This window comes from Streptomyces sp. R818, from assembly GCF_056172735.1.
Genome location: NZ_JAOCNE010000012.1, coordinates 94,362 through 113,917 on the forward strand (window position 1 = coordinate 94,362; position 19,556 = coordinate 113,917).

Consider the following 19,556-nt stretch of genomic DNA (forward strand, 5'->3'; position numbering starts at 1 on the left):
TTCCTCCCCGTGGTTCTGTACGAGTGCCTTCTGATTCTCCCGTACGGGGGGACGAGTTCTGGCCAGGGGTGGCGCGGGGCGCCGCGCGTTCAGTCCCGTTTGCAGATGCGGTCGAGCAGGTTCGCCGTCGCACGCTGGATACGGGGGTCGACGTGGCCGGGCCGGTCGAGCGCCGGGGACCAGGCGAACGTCCCGGACGCGAAGACCAGCGCGCCCGACGGCGCCCGGTACAGGGACGTCTCCTGATGGCGGCGGATCTTGTCGCCGTCCCGGTACGGGGAGTGGGCGAGCAGGATGCGGTCCTCGTGCTCGGGCAGGGCCGTGCGCGGGAAGTACCGATCCGCCTCACCGGCGACCAGGCCGTCGATCTCGTCGCCCTCGTGCGCGCCCGTCGCCTCCCACAGCCAGTGGTCCGCGTTCCGTACGACCAAGGGGTGCGGCTCGGGGACACGGCCCGCGTACTGGATGCCGAGGAGTTGCTGCTCGGGCCGGTCGATCTCGCGCCAGAGCGACGCCTTCCCCGGCCCGCGCCGCTTGCGGCAGGTCAGCAGCCGGTCCGGCACACCCGACGCCGACGGGCCCAGCTCGACCTGCCAGTACATGGTGTTGGCGGAGAGGAAGACGAGGGAGGTGCCGGACTCGCGGGCCAGCTCGGTGGTGCGGCGCATGTTCGCCGACCAGTACTCGTCGTGCCCGGGGAAGACCAGGCCCCGGTAGCGGGTCGGGTCGACGCGGCCCGCGTGCAGGTCACGGGTGTCGGCGTAGGCCAGGTCGTAGCCGTACCGCTCGCCCCAGCGGATGAAGTCGTAGGCGTGGCCGACGTGCAGGGGCAGGCCCGCGCCCGCGTACGGCCGGTCGAAGGAGACCGTGACCGCGGCCTCGCTCTCGCCGAGCAGCCGGCCCTCGTCGTCCCACGCGTGGTAGAGGCTGGCGCCCGTCCGGCCGTCCTCCGGGTACAGGTTGTACGCCTGCCAGGTGATGTCCGGGAGCAGCAGGAGCAGGTCGGCGGGCTGGGAGTCGCGGATGGTGAACGGGACGTGCGAGCGGTGGCCGTCGGCGGTGGTGAGGACGGCGACGTACGCCCCCACGTTCCAGTACGAGGGGATCTGCAGGCGCCAGGAGAGCCACCAGTGGTGGCAGGAGACGGTGCGGTCGGCGGTCAGCGGGGCGGGCTGGACGATGCCGGACAGGCGCGGGCTCGTGGTGATCTTGCGGGCGCCGTCGCCGCCGTAGTGGCCGATGCGGTAGATGTCGACGCTGAACTGCTGCGGCGGGTCGACCGTGATGTGGAAGTCGATCGCCTCGCCGGGAGCGGCGGCGCCGGTGGAGGTGAATCCTTTGATCTGCCGGTGCACGTCGTCGGCGGTGCGCGGGCCGTTGGTGCTGCGCGGCGCCGGGATCGGGACCCCGCCGGACTGCGCGACCGTGTCCACGTACCAGGGCACGACCTGGCCGGTGTCGTCGAAGTAGTTCTCGCTGCCGCGCAGCCAGGGCAGCGGGCCCTGCCCGAACGGGTCGCTGACCGCGTGCGCCATCGCGCCGGACTCCCAGCGGCGCGTCCGCGCGCGAGGTGGCGGCGCGGCGCCGTCTGCCGCCGCGTCCTCCGGGTGCCCCACGCTGTCCGGCCCCATGGCTGCTCCCCTCCCTCGCGCCCCCGAGCCCTGATGCGCGGTGTTGTTCCGCGACCGGTCCCCAGCACATCACATTACGCACGCACAACGTCACCGTTCGTCGTGAATTGACGAGAGTGGAACGTTTACCTCCGGGTAAGGCGGGGCGGCTGCTCCCTGGCCCTCAGCGGAGGCAGAACCGGCGCCGAGGTGGAGGTCAGACCAGCCTGACGGGCTTCTCCGGGCGGATGCCGAGCCGGGCCAGCCAGCCCTTCAGCGGCTCCGGATCGCCGTCCTCCACCAGGCTCAGGACACGGGGCGCGAGGTCGCCCGCGCGCTCCCCGTCGACGAGCAGCGCGGGGCCGTCGAGCCAGTCGAGACCCGGGACCGCACCGGCCGTGTCCACCGCCGCGCAGCAGACCATAGCCGTGACATGATCAGCCAGCAACTCCCGCCCGCCGCGCGGAGGTTGGAGCGGGAAGAGCGGCAATGCGCCCTCGTCCCAGAGCGCGTCGTCCGGGCTCTTGCTCGTCGGCGTGGACGCGGCGGGGCGGGCGCTCTCCTCACGGGCCAGCTCGGCGCTGAGCCCCGCGGAGAGGGAGTCGGCCTCGGGGCGGGGGGCCGGGGCGAGCAGCGCTTCCAGTTCGGCGTCGGTATAGGTCTCCGGGGCCGCGTCACCGGGCGGGTTCCTGTGCCCGGGCTCCGGATGGTTCCCGTCTTCCGAGCGGATCCCGGGCCCCGGGCGGGCCCCTGGCTCCGTCGCCAGGTGGTCGAGGACGCGGGCCAGGGTCGGGCCCTCGGGGGCGCTCGCCGCGTCGGTCCGGGTGCTGCGCACGCCCAGGGTGTCCAGGACGCGGTGGAGCCGGGCGGCGTCCGCGCGCCAGGTGCGGTCCACGACCTCGTCCGGATACTCCTGCCAGTCCACGGGCGCCCAGTCCGGGCCGGGCTCGGCGGGGCCGCCGTGGAAGAGGCGGGCGGCCAGCAGCGAGGCGGCCTCGTCCACGGCGCCGGGCTCTTCGAGGAGGTCGCAGGCGGGGCGCTCGCCGAGCCGGGAGGCGAACCCTTCCGCCAGCCGGTCGCGCCGGGACAGCTCGGTGAGGGCGGCGACCACGCCCACGTCGAGCCGGGACGGCCAGCGGCCCATGCGCCAGGCGGGCAGCGCGACCCGGGTGAGCAGCCGGTCCCAGCCCGCGTACGCGAGCCCGACCTGCTCCTGCGCGACGATCCGCAGCCCGTAGTCCACCGCCTGTGCGCGCTCGGCACCGGCGGCGGCGACCCCGCGCTCCATCTCGGCCGCGTGCACCCGGCAGCCCCGCAGCATCAGGCGCGCGATCCGGCCGATGCCGCCGAGCAGGAGCCGGGCGACGGGGCCGCGCCCGGGTGAGGTGGCGATCGCGACGGCCGCGTCCAGACCGCGCACGAAGCGCCGGGCCGCCGCTATGTCGGGGTGCGCCGAGGGGCCCGTACCGGCGACGACCGGGGCGAGGACGGCGCGCAGCTCGGCGACGCGCATCCACCACAGGAAGGGGGAGCCGATGACGAGGACGGGCGCGGTCGGGGCCTTGGGGCGGTCGCCGTGCGCGTCGAGCCCTTCTTGGGAACCTCCCGCGGCGGGCCTGGGCGGGCCGTGGGCCGGATGGGTGCGGTCCTCCAGCCAGCTGTCGCAGTCCGGGGTGAGCGCTATGGCCGAGGGCGCCGGGACGTCGAGCCGGTCCGCCAGGTCCCGCACCAATCGGTACAGGTCGGGGGCGGTCTCCTCGGCGATCGGGACGGTCGGGCTGAGGGCGGGCCTGGCCCGCGCCACGACCAGCGCGACGGCCGCCGCGACGAGGAGCACGAGCACCGCGAGGACGGTCACCACGAGGCGCGCCGCGTCCCAGCCGCCGCCCGTGAGATGCCCGGTGGCGCCGCCCGCGAGGAGGATCACCGACGCGGCCGCGGGCAGCAGCGCGAGCGCCGTGGCCCTGCCGCGGATGCGCAGCACGGCGACGGCCCGGGAGCGCGCTGCCTGCGCACCCGCTTCCGCACCCATACCGGAACCCATACCGGACACGATCGATGTCACCCCCTGCTGCCTGTGCTCCTTGTCCGGCCGCGGACCGAGGCCCGTGGCGGGACGCTGGTGGCGTTGCTCACTCCCCCACTGTGGCACCCGCCACCGACATCGCAATGCCGGTGGTCCGTCCGGATCTGTCCGTTCACCGGACCGTTCCCGACGCGTAAGGGTGCACTTCGCGGGGTGTCTGAACGCCGTGCGCCGCACCCTAGTTGGGGCTCGGGCCACCGTCAGCAGGATGGGCCATCGGTCACTCGATGGAATGGCTTTGGGCAAAGGTGGCTGACATCAGGGGGCCGGACGGGAGAGGGTGACACCCCGCCCGACGCCATGAAATGTCTTCGGCCGTATGCGAAGAGGCCGAATTCGGTCGATCGCGGTCAGCTGTGTGCGGACCGAGTCGTTCAAGCCAGGTCGTCCGGGTGGTCCGGGGCGGTCCCCCGGCCGCCCTCAGCTCTCCGAGGCGGCCTTGGCGGCGATGTCCGTACGGTGCTGCGATCCGTCGAGGCCGATGCGGGCCACCGCGGTGTACGCGCGCTCGCGGGCCTGCGTGAGGTCGGCGCCCGTCGCCGTGACGGACAGGACCCGGCCACCGGCGCTCAGCACCGGCCCGTTCCCGCTGTCGGTCCTCGTTCCCGCGTGCAGGACGTACGCGTGCGGGGCGTCCTGCGCGGCCACCGCGTCGAGGCCGGTGATCGGGTCGCCGGTGCGCGGGGTGTCCGGATAGTTGTGCGAGGCGATGACGACGGTGACGGCCGCGTCGTCGCTCCACCGCAGCGGCTCCAGGTCGGCCAGCGTGCCGTTCGCGGCGGCGAGCAGGACACCGGCCAGCGGGGTCCGCAGCCGGGCGAGCACGACCTGCGTCTCGGGGTCGCCGAAGCGGGCGTTGAACTCGATGACGCGCACGCCGCGGCTCGTGATGGCCAGACCGGCGTAGAGCAGCCCCGAGAAGGTGGTGCCGCGCTTGCGCATCTCGTCGACCGTCGGCTGCAGGACGGTGTCCATGACCTCCTGCACCAGCTTCGGGTCGGCCCACGGGAGCGGCGAGTAGGCGCCCATACCGCCCGTGTTCGGGCCCTCGTCGTTGTCGAGCGCGCGCTTGAAGTCCTGCGCGGGCTGCAGCGGGACGACCGTCGTGCCGTCGGTGATCGCGAAGAGCGAGACCTCGGGCCCGTCGAGGAACTCCTCGATGACGACGCGCTCGCAGGCGTTCGCGTGGGCGCGGGCCTTCTCGACGTCCTCGGTGACGACGACGCCCTTGCCGGCGGCGAGCCCGTCGTCCTTCACGACGTACGGGGCGCCGAACGCGTCGAGCGCCTCGTCGACCTCGGCCGGGTTCGTGCAGACGTAGGAGCGGGCCGTCGGCACACCGGCGCCCGCCATGACGTCCTTCGCGAACGCCTTCGAGCCCTCCAGCTGCGCGGCCTCGGCGGACGGGCCGAAGACGGGGATGCCGACCGCCCGGACGGCGTCGGCGACGCCCGCCACCAGGGGGGCCTCGGGGCCCACGACGACGAGCCCGGCCTCCAGCTCCTGGGCGAGGGCCGCGACCGCGGCGCCGTCGAGCGCGTCGACGGGGTGCAGCTCGGCGACCTCGGCGATGCCTGCGTTGCCAGGGGCGCAGTGCAGGGCGGAGACGGCGGGGTCGAGGGACAGAGAGCGGCACAGGGCGTGTTCGCGGGCGCCGCCGCCGATGACGAGGACCTTCACGCCGGTCAGCCTATCCGTACGGGTGGGGTGGTCTTGTACGGGCTTCCGAAGGCGGGGCGGGGCTGTGGCTGTGGGTTCCTACAGGGAACTGGTGCAGACGTGCGGCGCGGGACAGCCGTGCGGGCTACTCGTTGGTGAACTCCTCGACCACCGTCGCGCCGAGTTCGCGGACGATCAGCTCGTGGCCGGACAGCGCGTTCTCGTCCAGGTCGGGGTCGTCGTCCTCCGGGATGTCGTCCTCGACCGAGACCGGCGGGCGGGGCGGGGCGGGGGCCGGGGTCGGTGCGGGGGCGGACGGGGCGGGGGCCGCGGCGGGCGCGGAGGCTGCTGCTGTCGGCGGGGCGGGGGCTGCGGACGGGGACGGGGCCGGGGCGGGGGGCTGCGGGTAGCCGCCACCGAAGTTGCCACCTCCACCGCTGCCGTAGCCACCGCCGCTGCTGTAGCCGCCGCTGTTGCCCTGGCCGCCGCCTCCATTGCCGTAGCCGCCGGGAGCGGGGGGCGCCGGAGGGCCGCCGCCGCTGTCGACGACCGCTTCGACCTTCCAGTTCACGTGGAACTGCTCGGTCAGGGCGGCGCGCAGAACGTCCTCGCTGCCGCTGCTCACGAAGTTGTCCCGGGCGCCGGCATTGACGAAGCCGAGCTGGAGCGTGACCCCGTCGAACCCGCTGACCTGCGCGTTCTGGCTCAGCAGGATCCAGGTGAAGCGGCGCTTGTTCTTCACCGCCTCCAGGATGTTCGGCCAGAGGGTACGGGGGTCGAGGCCGCCGGCCGGGGCGGCCGCCGCCGGGGCGGGCTGCTGCGGTGCGGCGGGCGCCGCGGGGGCGGGTGCCGCCGGGGTGGGCGTCTGGCCGGACGGCTGGGCGGATCCGGCGGACGCCGCCGTGGGCCAGCCGCCGGGTCGGCGGGCGCCGCCTCCTGCTCCGCCGCCGCCTGCCGGGGTGGCGGTGGGCCAGGCGCCGGGGGCGGTGGGCGGGGCGGGGGCCGGTTCCTGGGCGGGAGCGGGGGCCTGCACGGGGGCCGGAGCCGGAGCCGGGGGCTGAGCCGCGACGGGAGCCGGTGCGTGGGCCTGGGCCGGGGCCTGGGCGGGGGCCGGAGCCTGCGCCTGGGCCTGGGCCTGGGCCTGGGTCTGGGCCTCCGGAGCGGTGCCGCGTACGGCGGCGCGGGCCGCGGCCGGCCCACCGCCCGGCGCGACGGGAGCGTGCGCATCCGGCCCGGGAACGTACGCCATGGCCGGACCTGGCCCCTGCCCGCCCGGGGTGAAGACGCCGCCGCGCTCGATGCGGTCGAGGCGGGCCATGACGGAGCGGGCGTCGTCGTACGCGGCGGGCAGCAGCACGCGCGCGCAGATCAGCTCCAGCTGGAGGCGCGGGGAATTGGCACCGCGCATCTCGGTCAGCCCCTCGTTGACCAGGTCGGCGGCGCGGCTGAGCTCTGCGGCGCCGAACGTGGAGGCCTGTGCCTGCATCCGCTCGACGACATCGGCGGGCGCGTCGATGAGCCCCTTCTCGGCGGCGTCCGGAACGGCGGCGAGGATGACGAGATCCCGCAGTCGCTCGAGCAGATCGGTGACGAACCGACGCGGGTCATTACCGCCCTCGATGACCCGGTCGACGACCTCGAAGGCCGCAGCCCCGTCCCCGGTGGCGAAGGCCTCGACGACGGAGTCGAGCAGCGAGCCGTCCGTGTACCCCAGCAGGGCCGTCGCCATGGCATACGTCACACCGTCCTCACCGGCACCGGCGAGCAGCTGGTCCATGACGGACATCGAGTCACGCACGGACCCGGCCCCGGCGCGCACGACGAGCGGCAGCACGCCCTCCTCGACGCGGCTGTCCTCCTTGGCGCACACCTCGCCCAGGTACTCGCGGAGCGTCCCCGGCGGCACGAGCCGGAAGGGGTAGTGATGCGTACGCGACCGGATCGTCCCGATGACCTTCTCGGGCTCGGTCGTGGCGAAGATGAACTTGAGGTGCTCCGGGGGCTCCTCGACGACCTTGAGCAGGGCGTTGAAACCCGCCGACGTGACCATGTGGGCCTCGTCGATGATGTAGATCTTGTAACGACTGGAGGCCGGCCCGAAGAACGCCTTCTCGCGCAGGTCACGGGCGTCGTCCACACCACCGTGCGACGCGGCGTCGATCTCGATGACGTCGATCGAACCCGGCCCGTTGCGCGCGAGGTCCTGGCAGGACTGGCACTCGCCGCACGGCGTGGGCGTAGGACCCTGCTCACAGTTCAGGCAGCGGGCCAGGATGCGCGCACTGGTCGTCTTGCCGCAGCCGCGCGGACCACTGAACAGGTACGCGTGATTGACCCGGTTGTTCCGCAGCGCCTGCTGCAACGGGTCGGTTACATGTTCCTGCCCGATGACCTCGGCGAACGACTCCGGGCGATAACGGCGGTACAGCGCGAGAGACGACACACCTACGAGGTTATAGGCGCCCACTGACAACAGGCCCCGCCCGACCCGGGCCCCGGAAGACGCGGGCCGCCCCGTGCTCCGGAAACGCAGACGCCCCCCACGCACCCGCCAGAGCCAACCTACCCTTGCTGCCTTCCGGCCCTGGGGGAGTTCAGTCAGATAGCGCCACGTGAGGGGCTGCGCCAAGAGTACATGCTCCGGGCCCGGGGGAACGAGTTCGCGAGCACTCCTCAACGTCTTGTATTGTTTGCCGCGGAGGATTCGCCTAGAGGCCTAGGGCGCACGCTTGGAAAGCGTGTTGGGGGCAACCCCTCACGAGTTCGAATCTCGTATCCTCCGCCAGTGCCTCACCGGGCACGATGTCGAAGGGCCCCCTGGAAACAGGGGGCCCTTCGTCGTTGTCCCTACGCCTCGTTGTCCTGGTCTTTGTCCACAGCGAGGTTTTCGGGCGCTCCCCAGATGGCGCGCTCGATCTTCCGCGCCGCCTCCTTCAGCATGGGGTCGGTCACGTGCAGATACCGCGCCCGCATCCGAGCAGCGCCGCCCGGCTCCCACCCCATGATCTGATCGATGACCCTGTCCGGGACTCCGAGCAGCATCAGCACAGTGCCGGCGGTGTGGCGGGCGTCGTGCAACCGGCCGTCACGGACCCCGGCGTCCTCCAGCAGCCGCTTCCAGTCGTGGTAGTCCGTGTTCGGGCTGAGCGGCCCGCCCAACGGCTTGGTGAACACGTAGTCGGACTCGACCCAGAGGTTCCCGGCGGTCGCGCGCTCCTTCGCCTGCGCCTCCCTGTGGAGGCGCAGCATCGCGACCAGAGGGCCCGGAAGCGGTACGGCGCGACGTCCGGCCCGGGACTTCGTGTTCTTCGTCTCGCGCCGCACCTGCACCCGTGCCGGGCAGTAGCCAGCCTTCCGCCCGCAGGGAGCTTCCTCACCGCATCCGTGCTCGTACTTCGGCCGCAGCCGATTCCGGCGCAGCTTGAGGTACTCGTTCTCCAGGTCCACGTCGGACCACCGCAGCCCGAGCGTCTCCCCCTGCCGCAGCCCGAGTGCCAGGGCCAGCATCCAGCGGGCACTGTTCCTGCGCTTGTTCACTTGGAGCAAGAGGCGCTGCACCTCATCCACCGAGTAGGGCTCGACTTCCGTCTCTTCCTCTTCCATCCGGGGCGGCTTGGCGAGCGCGGCGGCGTTCTTGGCCGTGTGGCCGCGCCGCACCGCCTCCCCCAGAGCCGTACGGGCCGTTCGGTGCGCCTGGTGGGCTGTGGCCGCCTTGCTTCCCGCGCTCTGCATTCGGCGGTAGAGGCTCTCCAGATGTTCCGGTTCAAGGCGGTCGATGCGGTGGCGTCCGATGCCGGGCACCAGGTGCACCCGGACCGCCACCTCGTAGCCGTCGTACGTGTTCTCGCTCACGACGGGCTTGGCGATGTTCTCGACCCAGTGCTCGAGCCATTTCCCCACTGTCCAGGGCTTGCCCGGCTGCCGCGCCGATCCCTCGTCGCGCTGCTTTTCCAGGCGCCGTACTTCGTCCACGAGATCCTTGCGCGTGGGACGTGTCAGGTGCCGCCGGTAGGGCGTTCCGTCGTCCTTGTAGCCCATGGGAACGCGCGCGTGCCAGCGTCCGTCTGCGCCCAGGTAGATAGCCGATTCGCCGTTCGCTCGGCGAGTGCGCTTCTTCTCTTCTGCCACTGGCAGTCCCTCCGGTTGATGCGAGGTAGACAGACCGGAGCGCCCCCAACAGTTGGGCGGCGCTCCGGAACGGTGATGTCAGGCGGCGTGCTGCTCGGCGCGGCGCCGCGCGAGGTAAGCAGCCGGAGCGTCAGCGGGGACGCGCCGGAGGCCGCCGATGGTCAGGGACTCCAGTTGTCCGGTGCGGATCAGGGCGTAGCAGGTCGTGCGCCCGATACGGAGACAGCGGGCAGCCTCTTCGACGGTCAGCAAGACGGGTGCCAGGCGGTCAGCCTCGGGGGGCAGTGCGATGTCCACGGTGGTGATGCTCATGGAACGGTCTCCTGTGGGTCTGTCCGTCGCGGGCGTAGCGACGGTCGGGAGTTCGCTTGTGTCCGAGGTTCGGATTTCTGCGTCACCGCGTCACCTGCGTCATTCAGGCTGCTGACCTGCGGTTATTGGTGACGGAGCGCGGTGGGGGTGCGTCACCGCCGCGTCACCTGTGTCACCGGGGGGTGACGCAGGTGACGCAGGATGACGCAGAGGGTCGGGCTCTGCGTCACCGCTTTCTCTGCTGGTCATGGGCCGTTTTCCGGCGTGGGTGACGCAGGTGACGCAGCGTTTCCCTACTTAGGAAAGAGAGGGGGTGGTGTCTGTTGTTGTGCGCGGCTCAGAGCGGGAAGAAGGAGCCGCTGCGCGGCACGTCCTTCGGGCGGCGCGCTGCGCCGAACAGCAAGAGGAGCACGCAGCGCCGCGTCGTACCGGGTGCTCTTCTTGCTGTTTCGCGGTGACCTCGCGGTTCAGAACGCGGCTTCCTGCTGCGCTTCGGGTGCGGGTGCCGGGGTGGACAGCTCGATGTAGCGGGCCGTTTTGGTGCGGCCCCAGTCCACGAGGAGGCCGCGGGCGGCAAGGGTGGGTTGTAGCCGCTTGAGCCGGTCGGAGAGCACCTTGCCGGTGGTCGGCCACCCCTTGGGCAGCGGCCGGCAGTCCTCGCCGCTGTAGAGGGCGGTGAGGCGGTGCAGCCACTCCGCCGAGGTCATCCGCTCCTGCGTCCCGGCGGGCATGGTGGCCGCGAATTGCAGCACGGTCTGCGCGAGCAGGTCCCCCTCGATCACGTCGTCGTTGAGGTCGTCCAGCCCGGCCCGGTAGGCGGGCAGCGCCCCGAGCCCGGTGGCTGCATCGAGCTGGGCGCACAGGTGGGCGAAGTCCGCCATGCGCAGATCGGTCGGTGTCTCGGCGGTGGCGGCGCGGACCTTGACGGTGAGGTCGAGCAGGGAGCCGAGGATGACGGGCAGGGCTTCGGCGTACTCCGCCCACAGCTCCGCTTCGGTGCGCCGTACCTTCGGGCGTTCCAGGCGCAGCGGCAGCAACCGCTCAGCAAGGTCCGGACGGATGACGCCCACGTCGATGCCGGTCAGCAGCAGGGGGCGGCGGTAGCGGGCGCGGAAGACGTCCCCGTCGGTGAACAGGGCCCGCTTGACGCTCTCGGCTCCGGTGACGATGCAGCACATCGCGTCGGACAGGTCCGGGGTCATGTGGGAGAGGTTGTCCAGCGCGGTCACCCACCCCGCCGCGACCGCGGCAATCAGGTTGTCCTCGTCCTTCGGGGCGCGGCGCAGGTCCCCGCTCATTCCCTCGATGATCCGGATGAGCATGCGCCCGCCGGTGGACTTGCCCGCGCCTTGGGGGCCGGTGAGGAAGGGGGCGGGGACGGGGACGGAGGGTTCCAGGCAGCCGATGAGCCAGGCCATGGCCAGGCACTCGGTTTCGGCGTTGGCGAAGTTGCACAGCCGGAACAGCAGGTCGATGCCCTTGCCGTTGGTGTCCTTGGTGGGCAGGGGCAGTTCCCCGGTGAGCTGGGTGCGCCGCCAGCACACCTCGCTCGGGTCGGGGACAGCGATGTCCCAGCCGGTGGGATGGATGCGCACCGACTGTCCGTCGGTGCGGCCCAGATCGAGCCAGGTGGCGCCGTCGAAGCCGGGGGCGACGCGGATGTGCACGGGCTGGACCTGTTCGGTGAGGGCGAGTGCTTCGATCAAGTCGAGTGCCTCCTTCATCGCGGTGCCGTTGAACGTGCCGAGCCCGTCCTTGAACAGCCCGACCATGAGTTCTTGGCGGTGGCTGCCGGTGGTGCCCTGGGAGCGGATCGGGCGGGCCACGGGGTGGCCCTTCTTCTGGGCGTAGACGGTGCCGTCGGCGGTGCGGAAGTAGCGGAAGCGCTCTTGCGCGTAGTCCGCGATCACCTTCCTCGCCGGATTCTTGTCGTCGTCTTCCATGCTCAAAGCCCCAACGTCGTGCGGGCGTTGGTCCACGCGTCCGTGCAGTGCCGGGCGGTCTCGCCCTTGGTCTGCGCGGCGGTGAACAGGCGCGTGATGTGGTCCTCGGTGAGGCAGCCGCACCGCCCGTGGGTGGAGAGCACGGCTAGGAAGGTGGCGTAGACGGTGTGGTGCACGCCGCTGGTGGCGGCGGTGATGCGCTGCTCTGCCATGGTGATGCCGCGTTCCAGGTAGGCGGGGCTGCGGTGGCGGCACGGCCCGCCCCCGGCCGGCGCGGGCACCGGGACGGTGACCGATGCGGGCGCGATGGGCCGGGCCGCAATGAGCGCCCGCACGACATCAGGCAGGGCGGCCAGGGTGCCGGTGCCGGGGCCGAGATAACGGGCGTAGGCCATGGTGGACTTGATGTCCACGCCGGGCCGCACGCCGTTGGCGGAGGCCATGGCGCCGCAGTAGAGCCAGTGCTCACCGCGAGTGGTGGGCACGGTCCGGGTGGCGGGCAGGTGCTCGCGGGCCCACGCGATGGCGGCGGCGTCATCGAGATCGACGACCGTGAGGCCGGCGCCGCCGGGGTGGTAGGCGACCGCCGCCGCACTACGCCAGGCCGCGGCCCACTCCTTCGATGTGAGGATGCTCGGGTCCGTGGTGGCGGCGGCCCACCCGTGGCACGGGGCGGGGCAGGTGCAGGGGCCGGGGGTCTTCATGTTCGGGCGCCCGCCGCACGCGTTGGGGGCGCAGGCGGGGCAGTTGGCGAAGGGCACCTTGCCCTTCCGCAGCGGCAGGACGGGCAGGCCGTCGGTCGCGAGCCGCAGGGCGGTGCGCAGGTGCTCGTTCATGCCGCCACCCCCCACGCGTCCTGCGTCCCGGCCACGGGCGTGCCGAGCAACAGGCCGTAGGCGTGACGGGCTTGGCGGGGGATGACGCCGTTGCCGATGATGCGGAGCTGTTCCTTGCGCGGGGTGTTGGGCACGGCGGTGACCCAGCCGACGGGCAGGCCCATCATCCACTCGGCGAACGCGGGCGACAGCCGGCGGTTGCCGCGCGTTCCGGGCTCGGTCGGGCAGGGCGCGGCCTGGCCCGTGACGTGCTCCCACCGGCGGATCGCGGGCCCGTAGTCGATGCCATCGGTGGAGATCCACGCACCGCTGTAGGGGAGGCGGTTGACGACGAACTCGTTGAGCGGGCGGGCGTTGCGGTCCATGAGATTGGAGGCGCCGGACTTCCAGTCCCGGGCCGCCGGGGTGGGCAGCAGGATCACGTTTCCGGTGGTGCCGGCAGACGGGTCACTGCGGTGCGCAGGTTCAGTCCGCCCTTGCGCTTCGGCGACGTTCCGGGGCCGCCAGTGCCGTCCGAGGTGGTGGGGGTCGGCATCAGCGGGATGGGCAACTGCGAACCAGCGGTCGCGCTCGTGCGGGGCGCCGACTTCGGGGTCACCAGCTCGTAGACATGTCCACCGGACGTCATACCCGTGCGCGGCCAGGTCTTGGGCGACGACGTCCAGCCCCCGCGAGCGGAGCGCCGCCACGTTCTCCAGGAAGACGAGGCGCGGTCGAAGGTGGCCCACAGCCTCAGCGACGTTCTTCCAGACCCGCGACCACTGGCCATTGATCCCATCCCTTCGTCCGGCGTTGGAGGTGTTGCGGCAGGGGAAACCGGCGCTGAGCACGGTGGGCCGGTACAGGTCGCGCACCTTGTGCCAGTCGGCGCGGGTGATGTCCCCGAGGTTGGGCAGGCCGGGGTGGTGGTGGGCGTGGACGGCGGCGGCGTAGGGGTCGTTCTCCGCGACGGCGACGACCTGGCCGCCGATCTGCGCCCGCACGGCGGCCTCCAAGCCGCCGTAGCCGGCGCACAGGCCGACGATGCGGGGCGGCGAGGTGGGGGCTCGCCGGATGTCCGTGCGTTGCGTCATGCTGGATGTCTCCAGTTCTGTTGGAAGTGCTGGATGACAAGGGCGGCCCCGGAATCATTGGCGTGAGGCGGGGGCCGCCCTTGGCGTCGCTAGGAGTCGGCGTCGTCGGGGGCGCGGATGCCGAGTACGCCCACGGCGCTGTGGGCGCATTCCAGGACGGTGGCGAGCCTGCGGGCCAGGTCGTCCGCCTCGTTCAGCGCGTCGATGGCGGCGGCGACGTGATACTCGACGTCGCCGTGGGTGGCGGTCAGGTTCCCGTCGTCGGCCAGGGTCTCCAGGGCGTTGCCGGTGTGCTCGAACGCCTGCGGCAGCCGCTCGGCCAGGGCCTTGAACGCGGCGACGGCCCGGTAGACGTCGCCCGGGGTGGGGAGCGGGAAAGGGTTGGTGGTGGTGGCGTAAGTGGCGTGGTTGTACTTACGGATCGCTTCGGCCGCGTCCTGCGGCTGGACGACCGGATCGGGTGTGCTGGTCATGGCGGTGGCCTCCCCGTTCAGGAGTAGAAGCGGTTGCGCTTGATGACGGCCTTGCCGATGTTCACGACCGTGCCGCCGCCCCGGGCGGGCCCGAACACGACCGCGGCGACGTAGCCGCCGAAGATGACCGCGGCCAAGACCATGAGCTGATGCACGAGCGCGGCCAGCGCGGCAATGAAGGTGGCGGCGAGGGCGAGCCCGCCGCACACGCCGGCGAACCCGACCCCGGTGAGCGCGATGTTCACCGCGGCCCGCGAGACCGGGCGCGGGGCGGGCGCGGCGGGCACCGGCAGCGTGGCCGGGGCGGGCGCGGGGGCGAGGGGGTAGCCGGTGACGACCCGTCCGTCCGGCAGCACGATCGATTGCACCGGGGGTGCGGCCGGCGCGAGCGGGGCGGGCACCGGAGGGGTGAGGGGGATGGGGTGGTGGACTTCGACGGCCGGGGCGGGCCGCTCGGGGTACTCCATGCAGGGCTCCCGGTTCCGGGCGCGTGGGCCCGCACCCACGGGGGTACGGGCGGGCGCGCGTGGGTGTCAGCGGGTGTCAGGAGGCGGTGTCACGCGTTGCTGACAGCGCGTGTGCCTAGGGTTTTGGGTGTCAGACCGGTCTGACGGTGTCAGGCGGTGTCAGGTGTCAGGCGGCCGTCAGGAGCGGCTCGGGGTCGGGGACGATGCGCCACCGGCCGGTGGTGTTCGTCGCCTCCAACCGGCCCTCCAAGGCGGCTTCCTTGAGGCGGGCGGAGACCCACGGACGGGAGAGGCTGTTGCGGTCGCACCAGTCCATGAAGTCCTTCGGGCCCACGATCATCTGCCCGCGCTGCTCGAACTCATCGAGCGCGGCGGCGAACAGCCGGCGGGCCTCCTCCGGGGACGGCTTGTGCCCGCTCTCCATCCCGAAGAACGGCTGATCGTCGCCCTCCTCCGTCGGCGGCAACTCGCGCTCGGGGTCGATGTCGAGGTCCTCGTCGTCCACGAGCGGCTCGTAGTCGGCGGCGTCCATGTCGTCCTCCTGCGTGCCCCATCGATCCGGCTGAACGGTGGCGGCGTGGCGGCCCCGCCCGGACGCCGTGGCGTCCGGGTCGGTGCCGGGGCGGCCGGTGTAGTGCGCGCCCGCGACCGCGGTGGCGGCGCCCGCGGTGACCGGGCCCGCGGCGGCGCCGTGGGCCTGCGTCCAGGTGGCGAGTTCCTCCATGGCGGGGGTGGCGCGGTGGGTGAACTGCTGCGTGCGCCCCGGCGAGGGATAACGCGCCTCGTCGATGCCGGGGGAGACGACGTAGCAGTAGCCGGGCTTGCGGTTGGCCCAGGCGCCCGGGTGGGCGCCCTGGTCGATGACCGCGTCCGGCAGCGAGAACCCCTCGTCGCGCGGGTCGCAGCCCAGCGCCACCACCGACGGGAGGGAAGCCCGGGTGCTGGTGGACATCTGGTCGTACGACGGGCGCTGCAGGGAGACGACCAGGGAGATGCCCGCGGAGCGGGCCTCCTGCGCGATCCCGGTGAACGCGTCGTCCCCGAGCGCACGCAGGGTGTTGGCGGCTTCCTCCATCCACGCGACCAGGAACGGCAGTCCCGGGCAGCCGCAGGCGCCGCCGGGGCGGCAGGAGTGGTCGGGGTCGTTCTGGACGCCGGCGGCGGCCGGGGACCACTGCCGGTAGCCGTGCTGCCCCAGCCACTTGGTGCGGGCCGGGATGGCGTGCTCGACGGCCTTGACCATGATTTCGGTGCCGGTGCCGCCCTCGACGGCCCAGTCCAGGGCCGGGCGCAGGGCGCCGAAGTCCTGGAACATCTTCGGGTCCGACATCCACACGATGACATCGCGGCGGGACAGGATCTCGGTCAGCAGGTTCAGGGCGGCATCGCCCTTGCCCGAGCCGGACTGCCCGGCCACCAGCACGTGCGTGCTGTTCCGCCCGGCGTCGGGGTCGCCGGGCAGCCACAGCATGAGCGGGGCGCCGTCGTCGTAGCGGCCGATGATGAGCGGGTCGGCAATCGAGCCGCCCAGGTTCGACGGCCCCGCCCACGCCACCGTCTCGGCGAGCATGTCCTCGGGGACGATGACCAGCTCCCCGCGCCGCTCGGAGTCCGGATCGGGCACGTAGCGCACCGCGCGGGACGGCAGATCGGCGGCGGAGGCCAGGAGCTTGAGGGCCTTGGCCACGTCGTCGTTGGTCTGCTCACCGGGCGCGAGGGCGAGCGGGGCGGTGACCCGGTTGGGCTCCACCTTCGCCGCCCCGATCTGCGCCCGCGCGAGCCCGATCTTCTCCAGCAGCCCCGCATCCCCACCGGCCCCGCCGCCGGCACCATCGGGGTTGTGCCGCATGAGCTGGCGCACGTTCCACGACAGCGCGACCGCGGGCCCGCCCATCAGATACAGGTCGTCCATCGGCCCCGCAGTCGGGCCGGCCAGGCAGGCCGCGGTCAGCCACGCGGAGCCGAAGGCGGTGGTGATGGCGGAGTGGATGCGGCGCTGCTTGCTGGTGGTCTTGCCGATCAGGTAGGCCCCGCCGGTCACCGCCACCGAGGTGAGGGTGAGGCCGGTGGCGGCGGCGGGGCTGTCGGCCCACTTCAGGTGACCGAGGGTGCCGGCCAGGCCGATGCCGGCCATGCCCAGCCACGGCGGGATGTGCGGCTTGGCCCGGTGCAGCAGGTACTTGCCCACCCCGCCCCCGTCCGAGCCGCCCCGCAACTGGTTCTCCAGCAGCTCGGCAAGCTGCTGCTGCGCATCGCGCTCCACCATCACACTGCCTCCTTTACTGCTGGGCCCAGTTCATCTGCGGCTGCTGCGGGCGCCGGGCGCGGTGCCGGACGCGGTTGATCTCTTCCTCGTACTGCTGCTGGAACATCGCGTAGGTCGCGGCGGCGTTCTTCGCGGCGTCCCGGGCGGCGTCCGCGGACTTGCGGAGCTTGCGCGAGACCCGGTTGGCCCGCATCCGCGAACCCCCGAGTCGGCCCTCGGGGTCGGGGACGGTGGAGAGCACGCCCTTGAGGATCTCGGCGCCCATGGCGACCTCGATGGACAGCGTCACGCACACCGCCCGCAGGTGGTTGCAGTAGTTGCGGACCTGCGCCGGGGAGGTGAACTCCGGCGCGGGCAGCAGGGCCTGCGAGTGCGGGCCCCCGGTGCCGCCGGCGCTGGCGGCGCGGATGCCATGGCCCCCGCCGCCTCCCCCGCCGTTGGCGTTGTAGGTGATGTTGATGGGCGGGGCGAACGAGCCGCCCATGGCGCCCAGGAAGCCGCCCGCGGCGGCGCCGGCGTTGGCGAACTTGTTGGACTTGGCCGAACCGTTAGAGCCGCCGGCCGGGCGCGCTCCGGTACGCGGAGGGGTACTCATGGTTGCTTCTCCTCAGGTCAGCGGGCGTGGTGGCGGACGATGAGCCAGCCGGTCTGCGCGAGCGTCCACAGCAGCAGCCACAGCACCCCCAGCGGGCCCGCGAGCGGGCCGAAGGCGGCGGCGAGCGCGGTCCAGGCGAGGGCGGCGGTACTCAGCAGCGCGAGGGCGAGGCGCCAGGCGAGCACGGTGCGTTCACCGGCCGGGCGGCGGCGCTGCATGGTCAGCAGCCACACCAGCGGGCCCGCCGCGAGCGGGGCCAGGACCAGGCCGGTCCACCAGGCCAGCGCGTGCAGCAGCGCGGTCAGCGGCAGCACGGCCAGCGCCCCGAAGGTGGGGATCAGGGCGCGGCGCTGGTTCCAGATCGCGCGGCCGGCCGCGGCGGCGAGGCGCTGCTTCCAGGAGTGGTGGGTGGGCACGACCACGATGAACGGCTGTCCGCCGCGGCCGGTGCGGCGCTGGCGGGGCAGGTTGATGACGGTGGCGCCGGCGGGCACCTTCGCGGTGCGCCGGCGCGATGAGGTTCGGGAAGGCACGACGGAAACTCCCAGCTCAGGTGAGGGATGCTCAGGCGGCGCGCTGTTCGTTGGGGGTGGCGTCGTGGCACAGCAGGCACATGCCGAGCGAGGTCGGCAGGCAGTAGCTGTAGGTCACGCCGCACACGGGGCAGGTGCAACGGGCGTGCATCGCCAGCGCGAGCGCGCCCCACTTGCGCGAGGTCATCGGACGGACCGGCTTCGCGAGGTCGATCCGGTACAGGTAGGCCACCAGCGCGCCGGACTTCCGGCCGCGGTGACGCAGCATCAACTGCGCGCAGACCGGCTGCCCGCCGGGCCGCAGCCCGCGGGCCCGCAGCTGGCGCCGGGTGGCCAGGCCGTCCGGCGCGTACTTCCACGGGTAGGTCGGTATCCCGTAGCGGGCCCCGGTGGGGTCGTAGCACTTGCTGTAGGCCGTCGGCATCACGCACTCGCAATCGCGAGACCGCCGGCGTCCGGGCCGCGGTGCTCGGCGTAGCGGGAGGACACCCAGCCCACCGACCAGCCGCACACCTCGGCCGCCTGCCGCACCGACAAGCCCGCCTGGAACGCTGCGGCGACCGTCCGGCGCGCTTCGTCCTCGGCCAGCTTCACCTCAGCCGGCCCCGAGCGAGCAGCGCGGCGCGTTCACGCTCGATGCGCTCCGCGCGTTCACGGCGTTCACGCTCAACCGCCGCAGCGTGCTCACGGGCCTGCGCTTCGGCGCGCTCCCGCTCCTGGCGTTCACGAAGTTGCCGTTCGTGTTCACGCTGTTCACGCTCGCGTTCACGGCGTTCACGGACCTCCCGCTCGGCCGCCTCCGCCCGCTCCCGGGCCTCCCGCTCCTCACGGGCCCGCCGCTCCTCCCGCTCAGCCTGTTCACGGGCCAAGGCGGCCTCATGCTCACGCTGTTCACGGGCCAGCGCGGCGGCGTGCTCGCGCTCCTCCCGCGCGGCAGCACGGGCCCGCTCCGCACGCTGTTCGGCCCTGCGCTCGGCCTCCTCGCGCTGCGCCTTCCGCTCCGCCTCCAGGGCGGCTTGCGCGGCGGCGAGCGCACGCCGGTAGGCGAGGCTGGTCTCCGCGGTGACGATCAAAAGCAGCGGCGCCACCGAGTGCACCGCCACTCCGACCAGGTCTTTTCCAAGGGCGGAGTCCCCGACGTTCAGCGCCCAGGTCATCAGTCCGGTCATCCACCGCAGGGCCAGCGGCCAGCGACCACTGTCCCCGCCCAGGCGGGCCAGCACGTCATCGAGCTTGACCACGATGACCACTGCGGCATCCACCACCAGCGGCAGGATCGGCGCCGTCCAACGCCAGTCGGGCGCGGTGTGGGCGGCCATGAGCGGGGTGACGGTGAGGATCGAATAGAGCATCGCCCCGCACACGATCAACCACGTGCCGCCGGACAGGGCGCGCTCGGCTGAACGCGTCTGAACACTGTTCATGCCGCACCCCCCACCGGCTCCGCAGCGGGCATGTAGACGCGGCGGAACCCGTTCGAGGTGGCGTCGTAGAGGAACGGCTCGCAGCGCCACGTGAACGCCGACGCGGGCCGTTCATCACCGGCCTGCCATGCGTCCTCGGGGACTCCGTGCG

General features: G+C 72.7%; 15 protein-coding genes, 1 tRNA gene, 1 other RNA gene and 1 pseudogene. 1 reads left to right on the forward strand and 17 read right to left on the reverse strand.

Features of this window, described 5'->3' with window-relative positions; translation table 11 throughout:
* Positions 1-89: 89 nt before the first annotated feature.
* The 5 genes from N5I75_RS26820 to ffs form a co-directional block, all read right to left on the reverse strand.
* Complete coding sequence (locus tag N5I75_RS26820; protein WP_476682315.1) at positions 90-1,535, reverse strand: N,N-dimethylformamidase beta subunit family domain-containing protein; 1,446 nt, start codon at positions 1,533-1,535, stop codon at positions 90-92.
* 292 nt (positions 1,536-1,827) lie between these two features.
* Positions 1,828-3,654: a hypothetical protein gene (locus N5I75_RS26825; RefSeq protein WP_476681446.1), complete on the reverse strand. Its 1,827-nt coding sequence runs from the start codon at positions 3,652-3,654 to the stop codon at positions 1,828-1,830.
* A gap of 462 nt (positions 3,655-4,116) precedes the next feature.
* Complete coding sequence (purD, locus tag N5I75_RS26830; protein ID WP_476681448.1) at positions 4,117-5,376, reverse strand: phosphoribosylamine--glycine ligase; 1,260 nt, start codon at positions 5,374-5,376, stop codon at positions 4,117-4,119.
* A gap of 124 nt (positions 5,377-5,500) precedes the next feature.
* Positions 5,501-7,798: a DNA polymerase III subunit gamma and tau gene (locus N5I75_RS26835; protein WP_476681450.1), complete on the reverse strand. Its 2,298-nt coding sequence runs from the start codon at positions 7,796-7,798 to the stop codon at positions 5,501-5,503.
* Between the two features lie 86 nt (positions 7,799-7,884).
* Positions 7,885-7,979: signal recognition particle sRNA small type (gene ffs / locus N5I75_RS26840), an RNA gene on the reverse strand.
* A 73-nt stretch (positions 7,980-8,052) separates the two neighbouring features.
* Between ffs and N5I75_RS26845 the strand changes: the two genes are divergently transcribed.
* A tRNA-Ser gene (locus N5I75_RS26845) sits at positions 8,053-8,140 on the forward strand.
* A 62-nt stretch (positions 8,141-8,202) separates the two neighbouring features.
* Here N5I75_RS26845 and N5I75_RS26850 read toward each other — a convergent pair.
* From N5I75_RS26850 to N5I75_RS26905, 12 genes and pseudogenes are all read right to left on the reverse strand, one after another.
* Entirely contained in the window at positions 8,203-9,483 is a 1,281-nt protein-coding gene (locus tag N5I75_RS26850) for a tyrosine-type recombinase/integrase (protein ID WP_476681452.1), read from the reverse strand.
* A gap of 78 nt (positions 9,484-9,561) precedes the next feature.
* On the reverse strand, positions 9,562-9,795 hold the full coding sequence (locus N5I75_RS26855; RefSeq protein ID WP_476681454.1) for a helix-turn-helix domain-containing protein: 234 nt from the start codon (positions 9,793-9,795) through the stop codon (positions 9,562-9,564).
* Positions 9,796-10,262: 467 nt separating this feature from the next.
* Positions 10,263-11,738 carry an ATP-binding protein gene (locus N5I75_RS26860; RefSeq protein ID WP_476682317.1) on the reverse strand — a complete coding sequence of 492 codons (1,476 nt, stop codon included), beginning with the start codon at positions 11,736-11,738 and terminating at the stop codon, positions 10,263-10,265.
* Positions 11,739-11,740: 2 nt separating this feature from the next.
* Positions 11,741-12,574 (reverse strand): bifunctional DNA primase/polymerase, encoded by an 834-nt coding sequence (locus N5I75_RS26865; RefSeq protein WP_476681456.1) that lies wholly within the window; start codon positions 12,572-12,574, stop codon positions 11,741-11,743.
* Complete coding sequence (locus N5I75_RS26870) at positions 12,571-13,647, reverse strand: DNA cytosine methyltransferase (RefSeq protein ID WP_476681458.1); 1,077 nt, start codon at positions 13,645-13,647, stop codon at positions 12,571-12,573. Before N5I75_RS26870 ends, N5I75_RS26865 begins: the two co-directional genes overlap by 4 nt.
* Positions 13,648-13,736: 89 nt before the next feature.
* The gene (locus tag N5I75_RS26875) at positions 13,737-14,120 is read right to left on the reverse strand and encodes a hypothetical protein (RefSeq protein ID WP_476681460.1); all 384 of its coding nucleotides are present in this window, start codon (positions 14,118-14,120) and stop codon (positions 13,737-13,739) included.
* A 17-nt stretch (positions 14,121-14,137) separates the two neighbouring features.
* A complete protein-coding gene (locus N5I75_RS26880; RefSeq protein ID WP_476681462.1) occupies positions 14,138-14,587 on the reverse strand; it encodes a hypothetical protein in 450 nt (149 codons plus the stop codon).
* 166 nt (positions 14,588-14,753) lie between these two features.
* Entirely contained in the window at positions 14,754-16,853 is a 2,100-nt protein-coding gene (gene traB / locus N5I75_RS26885) for a plasmid transfer protein TraB (protein WP_476681464.1), read from the reverse strand.
* A gap of 13 nt (positions 16,854-16,866) precedes the next feature.
* Positions 16,867-17,448 (reverse strand): plasmid transfer protein TraA, encoded by a 582-nt coding sequence (traA, locus tag N5I75_RS26890; protein WP_476681466.1) that lies wholly within the window; start codon positions 17,446-17,448, stop codon positions 16,867-16,869.
* Between the two features lie 17 nt (positions 17,449-17,465).
* The gene (locus N5I75_RS26895; protein WP_476681468.1) at positions 17,466-17,981 is read right to left on the reverse strand and encodes a hypothetical protein; all 516 of its coding nucleotides are present in this window, start codon (positions 17,979-17,981) and stop codon (positions 17,466-17,468) included.
* 31 nt (positions 17,982-18,012) lie between these two features.
* Positions 18,013-18,405: an RRQRL motif-containing zinc-binding protein gene (locus tag N5I75_RS26900; RefSeq protein ID WP_476681470.1), complete on the reverse strand. Its 393-nt coding sequence runs from the start codon at positions 18,403-18,405 to the stop codon at positions 18,013-18,015.
* Positions 18,405-19,405, reverse strand: a pseudogene (locus N5I75_RS26905) (DUF2637 domain-containing protein). Before N5I75_RS26905 ends, N5I75_RS26900 begins: the two are co-directional and overlap by 1 nt.
* Positions 19,406-19,556 lie beyond the last annotated feature (151 nt).

Coding starts and splice junctions, on each gene's coding strand:
- N5I75_RS26820 (WP_476682315.1), bottom strand. CDS start 1,535: ATGGCGCACGCGGTCAGCGACCCGTTCGGGCAGGGCCCGCTGCCCTGG.
- N5I75_RS26825 (WP_476681446.1), bottom strand. CDS start 3,654: ATGGGTTCCGGTATGGGTGCGGAAGCGGGTGCGCAGGCAGCGCGCTCC.
- N5I75_RS26855 (WP_476681454.1), bottom strand. CDS start 9,795: ATGAGCATCACCACCGTGGACATCGCACTGCCCCCCGAGGCTGACCGC.
- N5I75_RS26860 (WP_476682317.1), bottom strand. CDS start 11,738: ATGGAAGACGACGACAAGAATCCGGCGAGGAAGGTGATCGCGGACTAC.
- N5I75_RS26865 (WP_476681456.1), bottom strand. CDS start 12,574: ATGAACGAGCACCTGCGCACCGCCCTGCGGCTCGCGACCGACGGCCTG.
- N5I75_RS26870 (WP_476681458.1), bottom strand. CDS start 13,647: ATGACGCAACGCACGGACATCCGGCGAGCCCCCACCTCGCCGCCCCGC.
- N5I75_RS26875 (WP_476681460.1), bottom strand. CDS start 14,120: ATGACCAGCACACCCGATCCGGTCGTCCAGCCGCAGGACGCGGCCGAA.
- N5I75_RS26880 (WP_476681462.1), bottom strand. CDS start 14,587: ATGGAGTACCCCGAGCGGCCCGCCCCGGCCGTCGAAGTCCACCACCCC.
- traB (WP_476681464.1), bottom strand. CDS start 16,853: ATGGTGGAGCGCGATGCGCAGCAGCAGCTTGCCGAGCTGCTGGAGAAC.
- traA (WP_476681466.1), bottom strand. CDS start 17,448: ATGAGTACCCCTCCGCGTACCGGAGCGCGCCCGGCCGGCGGCTCTAAC.
- N5I75_RS26900 (WP_476681470.1), bottom strand. CDS start 18,405: ATGCCGACGGCCTACAGCAAGTGCTACGACCCCACCGGGGCCCGCTAC.